Origin of the sequence: Streptomyces corynorhini (assembly GCF_003346515.1) — a bacterium.
Lineage (GTDB): Bacteria > Actinomycetota > Actinomycetes > Streptomycetales > Streptomycetaceae > Streptomyces > Streptomyces corynorhini.
The window spans coordinates 1-11,850 of record NZ_QQNA01000345.1 but is presented as its reverse complement, the minus strand read 5'-3'; the positions used below and the strand labels follow the sequence as shown (position 1 = coordinate 11,850).

Below are 11,850 nucleotides of genomic sequence, written 5' to 3'. Positions count from 1 at the left end.
CCCGCAGGACGCGTACGACGCGGTCCTCACCGAACTGGCGGGCACCGGGAAGCTGGTGGCGCGCACGTCGAGCGCCAAGGACGTGACCGACCAGGTGGTCGACGTGAACAGCCGGGTCGCCTCGCAGCGGGCCAGCGTGGCGCGGGTGCGGGAGCTGATGGACCGGGCGACCCGGCTGAGCGACGTGGTGGCGCTGGAGGGCGAGCTGAGCACGCGTCAGGCGGACCTGGAGTCGCTGCTCGCGCGGCAGGCGTCGCTGAAGGACCGCACGACGCTGGCCACGATCACCCTGCGGCTGTCCGAGGCTCCGGTGCGGCGGGCGGAGGGGAAGGACGACGCCCCGGGGTTCCTGGACGGGCTCGGCGGGGGCTGGGGCGCGCTGGTCGCCACGGTGCGCTGGATCGCGGTGGTGATCGGCGCCGTGGCGCCGTTCGTCGCGGTGTCCGCGCTGCTCTTCGCGCTGTGGCGGCTGCTGGTGCGCGGCCGGTTCCCCCGGCGCCGCGCCGCCGCCGTGCCGACGTCCGCGGAAGCGCCCGTGGAAGCGCCCGCGGAAGCGCCCGTGGCGCGGGGAGGCGAGCGGGACCGATCCGCCGGGTCCGCGTAGCGTGCCCCGCGAGACATACGAGCGAGCACGTCCGGAGGGACCCGCGATGGCGGAGCGCATGGTGGTCGTCGGAGGCGACGCGGCGGGCATGGCCGCCGCGTCGCAGGCCCGCAGGGAGCGGGGGCCGCGGGAGCTGGAGATCGTCGCCTTCGAGCGCGGCCACTTCACCTCGTACTCCGCCTGCGGCATCCCCTACTGGGTGAGCGGGGACGTCGCGGAGCGTGACGCGCTCATCGCGCGCACCCCTCAGGAGCATCGAGAACGAGCCATTGATCTGCGCATGCGCACGGAGGTCGTGGAGCTGGACGTTCCCGGGCGGCGGGTGCGCTCCCGCGATCTGTCCGACGGATCCGAGAGCTGGACGGGGTACGACAAGCTGGTCCTCGCGACGGGCGCCCGCCCGGTGCGGCCCGCGCTGCCCGGCATCGACGCGCCGGGCGTCCACGGGGTGCAGACGCTCGACGACGGCCAGGACCTGCTGGAGTCCCTCGCGGGCACAGAGGGCGGGCGCGCGGTGGTCGTCGGCGCGGGGTACATCGGCGTCGAGATGGCGGAGGCGCTGCTGAAGCGCGGGTACGAGGTCACCGTCGTGCACCGGGGCGAACAGCCGATGTCCACGCTCGACCCGGACATGGGGCGGCTGGTCCACGAGGCGATGGACGGGATGGGCATCACGACGGTGGGCGGCGCGGCGGTGACCGGGATCCGTACCGGCGCGGACGGCCGGGCGCGGGCCGTGCTCACCGAGGACGCCGAGTATCCGGCGGACGTCGTCGTGCTCGGGATCGGCGTGGAGCCGGAGACGACCCTCGCGGCCGCCGCCGGGCTGCCGCTGGGGGCGCACGGCGGGCTGCTGACCGACCTGGCGCTGCGGGTGCGCGGGCACGCGGACATCTGGGCGGGCGGCGACTGTGTGGAGGTCCTCGACCTGGTCTCCGGCGCCCAGCGGCACATCGCGCTGGGTACGCACGCCAACAAGCACGGCCAGATCATCGGCGCGAACGCGGGCGGCGGCTACGCCACGTTCCCCGGTGTGGTCGGTACGGCCGTCAGCAAGGTGTGCGAGCTGGAGATCGCCCGTACGGGGCTGCGCGAGCGGGACGCCCGGCGGGCGGGGCTGCGGTACGTGACGGCGACGATCGAGTCCACCAACAGCGCGGGCTACTACCCGGGGGCGGCCCCGATGACGGTGAAGATGCTCGCCGAGCACCGTACGGGGCGGCTGCTGGGGGTGCAGATCGTCGGCCGCGAGGGCGCGGCGAAGCGGGTGGACATCGCGGCGGTGGCGCTGACCGCGGGGATGACCGTGGAGCGGATGACGACGCTGGACCTGGGGTACGCGCCGCCCTTCTCGCCGGTCTGGGACCCGGTGCTGGTCGCCGCGCGCAAGGCCGTGACGGCGGTGCGCGCGGCGGGAGTGTAGGGGTCGGCCCGGGGATCGGCCGGGGGTCGGGCCGGGATCGGCCCGGCGTCAGCCCGCCGTGCGTTCGTGCACGTACGCGACGAGCCGGGACAGCGCGTCCGGGTCCATGCTGGGCAGGACGCCGTGGCCGAGGTTGAAGACATGGCCTTCGAGACCGGCCGCCGCCGCCAGTACCTCGTCGGCCTTGGCCTCCACGGCGGACGGCGGGGCGAAGAGCACGGCCGGGTCGAGGTTGCCCTGCAGGGCCTTGCCGGGGCCGACCCTGCGGGCGGCCTCGTCGAGCGGGACGCGCCAGTCGACGCCGACGACGTCCGCGCCCGCCTCGCCCATGGCGCCGAGCAGCTCGCCCGTGCCGACGCCGAAGTGGATGCGGGGCACTCCGTACCCGGCGACCGCGTCGAAGACCTTCGCGGAGGCGGGCTGGACGGAGCGGCGGTAGTCGGCCGGGGACAGCGCGCCCACCCAGGAGTCGAAGAGCTGGACGGCGCTGGCGCCCGCCTCGATCTGGACCTTGAGGAAGGCTGCGGTGATGTCCGCGAGCCGGTCGAGCAGGTCGGCCCAGAGCTGGGGGTCGCCGTACATCATGGCCTTGGTGTGCTCGTGGTTGCGGGACGGGCCGCCCTCCACGAGATAGCTGGCGAGCGTGAAGGGCGCGCCGGCGAAGCCGATGAGCGGGGTCTGCCCCAGCTCGGCGGTGAGCAGGCCCATGGCCTCGGTGACGTACCAGACGTCGTCGGGGGTGAGGTCGCGCAGCCGGGCCAGGTCGGCGCGGGTGCGGACCGGCTCGGCGACGACGGGTCCGACGCCGGGCTTGATGTCGAGGTCGAGGCCGATCGCCTTGAGGGGGACGACGATGTCGCTGAAGTAGATCGCGGCGTCGACCTTGTGGCGCCGTACGGGCTGGAGCGTGATCTCGGTGACCAGCTCGGGCCGCATGCAGGATTCCAGCATCGGAATGCCCTCGCGCGCCTTCAGATACTCCGGCAGCGAGCGCCCCGCCTGCCGCATGAACCAGACCGGCGTGTGCGGCACGGGTTCACGCCGGCACGCCTTCATAAAGGCCGATTCGTACGTCTTCGTCTGCTGGCCCGAAGGGCGGTCAATGGCGCTCACGCCGAGAATCTTCGCACGCACGCGGAAGCCGCCGCCCCGGCCCGGGTGTCCCTCCCTGCGCGAGGCGCGGGTTCCGCCTACTCTTCCCCGCATGGCTGCGGCTCAGGGACAGTTCTCCGATCATTCCAACGGCACCGAGGGAACAGGCGGCGAGGAGGGTGATTCCGTCCCGTCCGCGTTCCGTTCGGCGGTCGAGACCTTGCGGGCGGCGCGGCTGAGGCCGGAGATCGAGATCGACCCGACCCCGCCGCCGAAGCGGCTGGCGCCGTACGCGTACGCCCTGGAGGCGGCGGTCGTGGAGGGCGAGGACGATCTCGCCGACGGGCGGCTCATCCTGCTGCACGATCCGTCGGGCCACGACGCCTGGCAGGGCACCTTCCGGCTGGTCACGCTCGTACGGGCGGAGCTGGAGCCGGAGATGGCCGCGGATCCGCTGCTGCCCGAGGTGTGCTGGTCCTGGCTGACGGGCGCGCTGGAGGCGCGCGGGCTGTCGTACGGGGAGGCGTCCGGCACGGTCACCCGGGCCGGATCGCACTACTTCGGGGGGCTCGGCGAGCGCAGACCGGCGACCCAGATCGAGATCCGGGCGTCCTGGACCCCGCGCGAGGGGCTGGGCGGAGTGCCCGACGCGGCGGCGCACCTGACGGCCTGGTGCGATCTGCTCTGCCAGATCGCCGGGCTGCCGCCGCTCGCCGCGGGGGCGGCGCCGGGTCCCGGCGAGACCGGGACGGGCGCGGGGGTGGTGTCGCTGCCGCAGCGGCGCGGCCCGCAGGCACCCTGACGGCCCCTCACCCCTGGGCCCCGCCGGGCCGTCCCCGCACCGGGCGCCGGGGCGGGGCCCGGAGGGGGCCACTCGTAGGATGATCGATCACGTATCCGAATTGCCCGAATTGTTACTCATCAATTCGTGATCATTCTCTAAAGGCGAGCAGGATTGCTGCCGAAGAGGTCAATGACCCTTCCAGCACGGTTCGCCCCGGCTTCATCCCCATCCCCGCAGCCGGCTCCGTCCCGCACCTTCCCCAGGAGGCCTGGTGTCCGTTCTCCTTGAGCAGCCCGCAAGCCTGGTCGCCTACCGCCCGAACAAGCCGACGGCCATGGTCGTCGTGGCCGACCCCCGCGTCCGCTCCACCGTCACCCGCCACCTGTGGGCCCTCGGAGTACGGGACGTCATCGAGGCGTCGTCCATCGCGGAGGCCCGCCCCCGCGTCGGCAACCCGCGCGACATCTGCGTTGCCGACGTCCACCTGCCCGACGGTTCCGGGCTGACCCTGCTGTCCGAGACCCGCGCGGCGGGCTGGCCCAACGGCCTGGCCCTCTCCGCGGCCGATGACATCGGCGCGGTGCGCAACGCCCTCGCCGGCGGCGTCAAGGGCTACGTGGTCACCGGAACCCGCACGAACATCGGCCACCCCGGCCGCCCCGGCGCCGCCCCCATGGGCCCGGGACAGCGCATGCACCGCCGCCCGCCGGGCGCCCCGAGCCACCCCGGGGGCTACCGCGAGCTGTCCGGCCGCGAGGTCGAGGTGCTCCGGCTCGTCGCGGAGGGCCAGTCCAACAAGGCCATCGGCGTCTCGATGGGCCTGTCCGCACTCACCGTCAAGAGCCACCTCGCCCGGATCGCGCGCAAGCTCGGCACGGGCGACCGGGCCGGAATGGTCGCCGTGGCCCTCCGTACCGGAATCATCCACTGACCACTTCTCGCCCCCGGCGCCCAAGACACCGCAGCAGAGCCAGCACTGCGAACCACCGGGGGCGCTCCCCCGGACGACGTCGAACCGGCGCCGATCCCCTTGCTGGAGCCCCGCGAGGGCATTCCGCCCGTGATCGCCACCGACGAGGCGCTCGCGGAGGTGATCGCGGCCTTCGCCGCGGGCACCGGGCCTGTCGCCGTCGACGCGGAGCGCGCGTCCGGCTACCGGTACGGCCAGCGCGCCTACCTCGTCCAGCTGCGCCGCGCGGGCGCCGGGACGGCGCTGATCGACCCGGTCGGCTGCCCCGACCTCTCCGGCCTCGGCGAGGTGCTCGCCGACACCGAGTGGATCCTGCACGCCGCCACCCAGGACCTGCCCTGCCTGCGCGAAATAGGCATGATCCCCACCCGGCTGTTCGACACGGAGCTGGCCGGCCGACTGGCGGGCTTCCCCCGGGTCGGCCTCGGCGCGATGGTCGAGAACGTCCTCGGGTACGCCCTGGAGAAGGGCCACTCCGCCGTCGACTGGTCGACCCGGCCGCTCCCCGAGCCCTGGCTGCGGTACGCCGCGCTCGACGTGGAGCTGCTCGTCGACCTGCGGGACGCGCTGGAGAAGGAGCTGGACCGCCAGGGGAAGCTGGAGTGGGCGCACGAGGAGTTCGACGCGATCGCCTCGGCCCCGCCCGCGCCGCCGCGCAAGGACCCCTGGCGCCGCACGTCCGGGATGCACAAGGTGCGCCGGCGCCGTCAGATGGCCGTCGTACGGGAGCTGTGGACCACCCGCGACAAGGTCGCGCAGCGCCGCGACGTCTCCCCCGGCAAGGTGCTCAGCGACAACGCCATCGTCGAGGCGGCCCTCGCCCTGCCCGCGAACGTGCACGCGCTCACCGCGCTGCCCGGTTTCGGCCACCGGATGGGCAGACGTCAGCTGGAGCAGTGGCAGACGGCGATCGACCGGGCGAAGGAGCTGCCCGACGGCGAGCTGCCCCAGCCCGGCCAGCCGTTCTCCGGACCGCCCCCGCCGCGCTCCTGGGCCGACAAGGACCCGGAGGCGGCGGCCCGGCTGTCCGCCGCCCGCGCCGCGGTCTCGGCGCTCGCCGAGCGGCTCAGCATGCCCCAGGAGAACCTGATCACGCCGGACACCGTCCGCCGCGTCTGCTGGGAGCCGCCGCACGAGCGGACGGTGGAGAGCGTCGAGGAGGCCCTGACCGCGCACGGGGCGCGGGCCTGGCAGGTGGAGCAGGTGGCACCGCTGCTGACCCGCGCACTGTCGGCCGCCGCCTCCACGTGAGGGACCACAAAAACCGGAGGGGACTGGGCAGGTTGGTTACTCGCAAGTAGCATAGGGTGCGGAAGCGCATCGCAGTGCCACCCCGCACCCTGGAGGAGAGCCATCGTGCCTCGTACCGTCAGGGATGTCGTCTTTGTCGACGGCGTCCGCACCCCGTTCGGCAAGGCGGGCCCGAAGGGCATGTACCACGAGACCCGGGCCGACGATCTCGTCGTGAAGGCGATCCGGGAGCTGCTGCGTCGCAACCCGGACCTCGACCCCGCCCGGATCGACGAGGTCGCCATCGCCGCCACCACCCAGATCGGCGACCAGGGACTCACCCTGGGGCGGACCGCGGGGATCCTCGCGGGTCTGCCGCAGTCCGTGCCCGGGTACTCGATCGACCGGATGTGCGCGGGCGCGCTGACGGCCGTCACCAGCACCGCCGGCTCGATCGCCTTCGGCGCGTACGACATCGTCGTGGCCGGCGGTGTCGAGCACATGGGCCGCCACCCGATGGGCGAGGGCGTCGACCCGAACCCGCGGTTCGTCTCCGAGAAGCTCGTGGACGACTCCGCGCTGTTCATGGGGATGACCGCGGAGAACCTGCACGACCGCTTCCCGCACCTGACCAAGGCGCGCTGCGACGAGTACGCGGTCCGCTCGCAGGAGAAGGCCGCCAAGGCGTACGCGAACGGCTCGATCCAGCAGGACCTGGTGCCGATCTCGATCCGCCGCACCAGCCCGGAGGCCGGGGAGACCGGCTGGGGGCTGGCCACCGCCGACGAGCCCATGCGGCCCGGCACGACGCTGGAGACGCTGGCCGGGCTCAAGACGCCCTTCCGGCCGCACGGCCGGGTCACCGCGGGCAACGCGGCGGGGCTCAACGACGGCGCCACCGCCTCGCTGATCGCCGCCGAGGACTTCGCCCGCGAACAGGGACTGCCGGTCAGGATGCGGCTGGTCTCGTACGCCTTCACGGGCGTCGAGCCCGAGGTGATGGGGTACGGGCCGATCCCCGCGACCGAGAAGGCGCTCGCCAAGGCGGGCCTCTCGATCTCCGACATCGGTCTCTTCGAGATCAACGAGGCGTTCGCCGTGCAGGTGCTCGCCTTCCTCGACCACTACGGCCTCGCGGACGACGACGAGCGCGTCAACCAGTACGGCGGCGCGATCGCCTTCGGCCACCCGCTGGCCTCCTCCGGGGTCCGGCTGATGACCCAGCTGGCCCGGCAGTTCGAGGCACAGCCGCAGGTCCGTTACGGCCTGACCACGATGTGCGTCGGCTTCGGCATGGGCGCGACGGTCATCTGGGAGAACCCGCACTTCGACGGAGGCGACAAGTGAGCACAGCGGAACTCCTGAAGGGCGCTGCCGAGCTGTTCCCCGGCGAGGTCGTCTCCCAGGCACACGTACGGCACCTCGAACTCCCTTCGGGCGCGGGCAGGTTCGCGCTCATCACCCTGGACAACGGGTTCGACCACAAGAAGCCCACCACCTTCGGCCCGCAGTCGCTGGCCAACCTCGACGCGGCGCTCGACCAGGTCGAGCGGGAGGCGTCCGAGGGCACGATCGTGGGCGTCGGGATCACCGGCAAGCCGTTCATCTTCGCCGTCGGCGCGGACCTCAAGGGTGTGGAGCTGCTGAAGCGCCACGAGGACGCGCTCGCCATGGGCAAGGGCGGCCACGAGGTCTTCAAGCGCATCGCGGGACTGGCCGTGCCGACCTTCGCGTACTACAACGGCGCGGCGATGGGCGGCGGCGTCGAGATCGGGCTGCACTGCGCGTACCGCACGGTCTCCGCGGCCCTGCCCGCGTTCTCGCTGCCCGAGGTCTTCCTCGGGCTCGTCCCGGGCTGGGGCGGCTGCGCGCTGCTGCCGAACCTGATCGGCGCGGACCGCGCGGTCACGGTCATCATCGAGAACTCGCTGAACCAGAACAAGCAGCTCAAGGGCGGTCAGGTCTACGACCTGGGGATCGCGGACGCGCTCTTCGAGGGCGCGGACTTCCTGGAGCAGTCGCTGGCCTGGACCGCGTCCGTACTCAAGGGCGAGGTCGCGGTCGCCCGCCCGGAGATCGACCGGGGCGAGGCGTGGGACCAGGCCGTCGCGCGCGGCCGGTCCGTCGCGGACTCCAAGGTGCACGGGGCGGCTCCGGCCGCCTACCGCGCGCTGGAGATCATCGAGGCGGCGAAGGACGGCGACCTCCAGGCCGGGTTCGACGCGGAGGACCGGGCGCTGGCGGACCTGGTCATGGGCGGCGAGCTGCGCTCCGGGATCTACGCCTTCAACCTGGTCCAGAAGCGTGCCAAGCGGCCCGCGGGCGCGCCGGACAAGTCGCTCGCCCGGCCGGTCACCAAGGTGGGCGTCGTGGGCGCGGGGCTGATGGCCTCGCAGCTGGCGCTGCTGTTCCTGCGCCGTCTTGAGGTGCCGGTCGTGCTGACCGACATCGACCAGGACCGGATCGACAAGGGCGTGGGCTATGTCCACGGCGAGATCGACAAGCTGCTGCTGAAGTCCCGTATCAACCAGGACAAGGCCAACCGGCTCAAGGCCCTGGTCTCGGGTGTGCTCGACAAGGCCGAGGGGTTCGGGGACGCCGACTTCATCATCGAGGCCGTCTTCGAGGAGATGGGCGTCAAGCAGCAGGTGTTCGCCGAGGTGGAGGCGGTCGCCCCGGCGCACGCGATCCTCGCGACCAACACCTCGTCGCTGTCGGTCTCCGAGATGGCGTCGAAGCTGAAGAACCCGGAGCGGGTCGTCGGCTTCCACTTCTTCAACCCGGTCGCGATCCTGCCGCTGCTGGAGATCGTGCGCGGTGAGCAGACCGACGAGGCGGCGCTGGCCACCGCGTTCGGGGTGGCCAAGAAGCTGCGCAAGACGGCGGTGCTGGTGAAGGACGCCCCGGCGTTCGTCGTCAACCGCATCCTGACCCGCTTCCTGGGCGAGATCCAGAACGTCATCGACGAGGGCACCCCGGTCGAGGTGGCGGAGCGCGCGGTGGAGCCGCTCGGGCTGCCGATGTCGCCGCTGGTCCTGCTGGAGCTGGTCGGCCCCGCGATCGGGCTGCACGTCTCCGAGACGCTGCACGGCGCCTTCCCCGACCGTTTCACGGTCTCCGAGAACCTGGCGGCGGTGGTCAAGGCGGGCAAGCGCGGCTTCTACGTCTACGAGTCGGGCAAGCCGGAGCTGGACCCGGAGGTCGCGGCGCTGCTGAAGCAGGGTGACACCGTGCTGACCGAGGAGCAGACCCGCGAGCGGGTGCTGGACGCGGTGGCGCAGGAGATCGCTCTGATGCTGGAGGAGGGCGTCGTCGCGGAGGCGCAGGACATCGACCTGTGTCTGATCACCGGGGCGGGCTGGCCCTTCCACCTGGGCGGTGTCACGCCGTACCTGGACCGCGCGGGCGTCTCGGAGCGGGTGAACGGCAAGCCGTTCCTGGCTCCCGGGGTGGCGAGCGTCCCGGCGTAGCGGACGCGTGGCACGGGCCGTACGGGGATTCCTCCCGTACGGCCCGTTCTCATATGCGCGTCCACGCCTCCAGCGCGAGGCCGGGCTCCGCCTTCTGGCGGGCGATGCGCAGGGCGCCGTCCTCGCCCATGGCCGCCAGCACCACGCGGCCGGTGCCGTCCAGGGCCAGGGCGGGCGCGCCCGTGCACCGGTCGCCGCTGCGCGTCCAGTTGAGGCCCACGGCCTCGTCCTCGGTGGGGTAGGCGGCGATGCTGGGGCGGCCGTCGGTGCCGCACTGGGCCAGGATCACGCAGTCGTGACCGTCGACGGGGGTACGGAGCACGGCCACCGGCCCGCTGCCCCGGCCGCCGAGCGCGACGGGATCCTTCCCCGGCCGCCAGGCGCGCAGGGTGCCGTCTTCGGCGTCCCGCCAGTAGTGGGTGAGCCGGCCGGGGCCGGTGCGCTCGGCGACGAGGGTGCCGGACTCGGCGCGGGCCGCGGGCTCCTCGTCGCCGCGCACCAGCGCGGAGTCGGACTTGCCGCGGAACCAGCGCACGAGGGCGTCCCCCGCGGGGACGAGCAGATCGACCAGACCATGGTCGGTGAGGGCGGCGGCGGTCTCGCCGGTCAGCGAGGTCCCCTTGGGGTTGGCGCCGCCCCAGGGCTTCCAACGGCCGGTGGGCGCCTGCCGTTTGACGGACAGTCCGCCGTTCGCGTTGCGCACGAAGAGCTGGAGGGAATCGGTGTCGTCGACGATGATGGACGGCAGGCCGATGGCCGCGCCCTTCTCCAGGTCCTTGCCGTGCGGGTTGCCGAGCGAGAACCAGTCCCGCAGCGGGCGGCCCGTCTGGAACTGGACGGCGTGCACCAGATCGGTGTCGTCGGGCCCGTCGGCGCGCGGCCGTCTGCGTACCGCGAGCAGATGCACGAAGCCCTGCGCGTCGCGGGCGAGGGCGAGATGGGGCAGCAGCCCCTCGGCCGCGAGGAGTTCGGGGCCCGTCCAGTCCGGGCCGCCGACCCGTCGCTCGGTCCAGCGCAGCACGCCGTCGGCCGTCGGCGCGTACGCCGTGAGCCGTCCGTCCTTGCCGCGCAGGAGCCAGCCGGTGGTCGCGGGGAGCGCTGTCATGGCCTGCTGGCCGCCTTCCTGAGCCGCCGGAAACGCAGCCACGATAGTACGCGCAGACTCCGGAGCGGTTCGCTGTGGCAGGCTTCCGGTGTGATGCGGTTGATCGTCGACGCGGCGAACGTGGTCGGTTCCGTCCCGGACGGCTGGTGGCGCGACCGGCGCGGCGCCACCGAGCGGCTGCGCGACGCGCTGGTGGCGCACGCCACCGAGGGCGTGTCCGGCCATCCGGGGCCCCTGGAGGTCGTGCTGGTGGTCGAGGGCGCGGCCCGGGGCACGGCGCCGGTGGCGGGGGTGCGGGTCGAGGCGACCGGCTCCAGCGGCGACGACCTGATCGCCGAGCTGGCCGGGCGGGCGGCGGCGGACGGCGTGCCGTGCCTGGTCGTCACGGCCGACCGTGAGCTGCGCCGCCGGGTGACGGCGTACGGCGCGCTGTGCGCGGGGCCCAGGGCCGTACGCCGCCGCCCGCCGGACTGACCGGGGTCAGGTCCGGTCGGCGGGGCGGTCCAGGCGGCTGTGCCGGCGCCCGTACAGGAAGTACACGACGAAGCCGATGACCATCCAGATGCCGAAGCGCAGCCAGGTCTCGGCGGGCAGGTTGAGCATCAGCCACAGGGACGCCAGCACGGACGCGATCGGCACGAACGGCACCAGCGGGGTACGGAACGAGCGCGGCAGGTCGGGGCGGGTCCTGCGCAGGATGATGACGCCGAGCGCGACGACGACGAAGGCGAAGAGCGTGCCGATGTTGACCAGTTCTGCGAGTTCCTCGATGGAGGTGAAGCCCGCGACGACCGCCACGATCAGGCCGAGCAGCAGGGTCGAGCGGTACGGGGTGGCGAACCTCGGGTGGACCCGCGAGAAGGTCCTCGGCAGCAGTCCGTCGCGGCTCATGGCGAAGAACACGCGGGTCTGGCCGAGCAGCAGGATCATGCAGACGGAGGTGAGGCCGACGGCCGCGCCGAAGCTGATCAGCCCGGCCCAGAACGGGTGGCCGACCGACTTGAAGGCGTCGGCGAGCGGGGCGTCCACGGACAGCTCGGAGTAGTGCTGCATGCCGGTGACGACGAGCGAGACGGCGACGTACAGCACGGTGCAGATGAGCAGCGAGCCGAGGAGACCGTCAACCCGCAGCGCGACGTGCCGCGCGGCATCCTCGGCTCGCTGCTCATCTG

General features: G+C 73.1%; 11 protein-coding genes. 8 read left to right on the top strand and 3 right to left on the bottom strand.

What is annotated here, in order from left to right:
- Together DVH02_RS31650 and DVH02_RS31645 are read left to right on the top strand one after the other, a co-directional pair.
- Positions 1 to 604: DUF4349 domain-containing protein (locus DVH02_RS31650; RefSeq protein ID WP_147286177.1), on the top strand; the 604-nt coding region annotated here is incomplete at its 5' end.
- Between the two features lie 46 nt (positions 605 to 650).
- Positions 651 to 2,027: an FAD-dependent oxidoreductase gene (locus DVH02_RS31645; RefSeq protein ID WP_114627287.1), complete on the top strand. Its 1,377-nt coding sequence runs from the start codon at positions 651 to 653 to the stop codon at positions 2,025 to 2,027.
- Between the two features lie 48 nt (positions 2,028 to 2,075).
- Here DVH02_RS31645 and hemE read toward each other — a convergent pair whose 3' ends face one another.
- Positions 2,076 to 3,140, bottom strand: coding sequence for a uroporphyrinogen decarboxylase (gene hemE / locus DVH02_RS31640; protein ID WP_114627288.1), 1,065 nt, complete (start codon positions 3,138 to 3,140; stop codon positions 2,076 to 2,078).
- A gap of 91 nt (positions 3,141 to 3,231) precedes the next feature.
- Here hemE and DVH02_RS31635 point away from each other — a divergent pair, with 91 nt between their 5' ends.
- The 5 genes from DVH02_RS31635 (at position 3,232) to DVH02_RS31615 (ending at position 9,573) form a co-directional block, all read left to right on the top strand.
- A complete protein-coding gene (locus tag DVH02_RS31635; RefSeq protein WP_114627286.1) occupies positions 3,232 to 3,921 on the top strand; it encodes a DUF3000 domain-containing protein in 690 nt (229 codons plus the stop codon).
- 253 nt (positions 3,922 to 4,174) lie between these two features.
- Positions 4,175 to 4,834 (top strand): helix-turn-helix transcriptional regulator, encoded by a 660-nt coding sequence (locus DVH02_RS31630; protein ID WP_114627285.1) that lies wholly within the window; start codon positions 4,175 to 4,177, stop codon positions 4,832 to 4,834.
- A gap of 45 nt (positions 4,835 to 4,879) precedes the next feature.
- Positions 4,880 to 6,124 (top strand): ribonuclease D, encoded by a 1,245-nt coding sequence (locus DVH02_RS31625; RefSeq protein ID WP_114627284.1) that lies wholly within the window; start codon positions 4,880 to 4,882, stop codon positions 6,122 to 6,124.
- Positions 6,125 to 6,229: 105 nt separating this feature from the next.
- The gene (locus DVH02_RS31620) at positions 6,230 to 7,450 is read left to right on the top strand and encodes a thiolase family protein (RefSeq protein WP_114627283.1); all 1,221 of its coding nucleotides are present in this window, start codon (positions 6,230 to 6,232) and stop codon (positions 7,448 to 7,450) included.
- Positions 7,447 to 9,573: a 3-hydroxyacyl-CoA dehydrogenase NAD-binding domain-containing protein gene (locus DVH02_RS31615; RefSeq protein WP_114627282.1), complete on the top strand. Its 2,127-nt coding sequence runs from the start codon at positions 7,447 to 7,449 to the stop codon at positions 9,571 to 9,573. The genes DVH02_RS31620 and DVH02_RS31615 overlap by 4 nt, the downstream gene beginning before the upstream one ends.
- Before the next feature lie 49 nt (positions 9,574 to 9,622).
- Here the strand turns inward: DVH02_RS31615 and DVH02_RS35385 are convergent, their stop codons facing one another.
- On the bottom strand, positions 9,623 to 10,678 hold the full coding sequence (locus DVH02_RS35385; RefSeq protein ID WP_158575967.1) for a hypothetical protein: 1,056 nt from the start codon (positions 10,676 to 10,678) through the stop codon (positions 9,623 to 9,625).
- Between the two features lie 93 nt (positions 10,679 to 10,771).
- Between DVH02_RS35385 and DVH02_RS31605 the strand changes: the two genes are divergently transcribed.
- Entirely contained in the window at positions 10,772 to 11,152 is a 381-nt protein-coding gene (locus DVH02_RS31605; protein ID WP_114627281.1) for an NYN domain-containing protein, read from the top strand.
- Positions 11,153 to 11,158: 6 nt separating this feature from the next.
- Here DVH02_RS31605 and DVH02_RS31600 read toward each other — a convergent pair.
- Positions 11,159 to 11,850, bottom strand: a 692-nt coding sequence (locus DVH02_RS31600; RefSeq protein ID WP_114627280.1) for an amino acid permease, incomplete at its 5' end; no start/stop codon positions are given.

Excerpts from the sequence above, each read along its gene's own strand:
- DVH02_RS31645 (WP_114627287.1), top strand. The coding sequence starts at position 651 with ATGGCGGAGCGCATGGTGGTCGTCGGAGGCGACGCGGCGGGCATGGCC.
- DVH02_RS31635 (WP_114627286.1), top strand. The coding sequence starts at position 3,232 with ATGGCTGCGGCTCAGGGACAGTTCTCCGATCATTCCAACGGCACCGAG.
- DVH02_RS35385 (WP_158575967.1), bottom strand. The coding sequence starts at position 10,678 with ATGACAGCGCTCCCCGCGACCACCGGCTGGCTCCTGCGCGGCAAGGAC.
- DVH02_RS31605 (WP_114627281.1), top strand. The coding sequence starts at position 10,772 with ATGCGGTTGATCGTCGACGCGGCGAACGTGGTCGGTTCCGTCCCGGAC.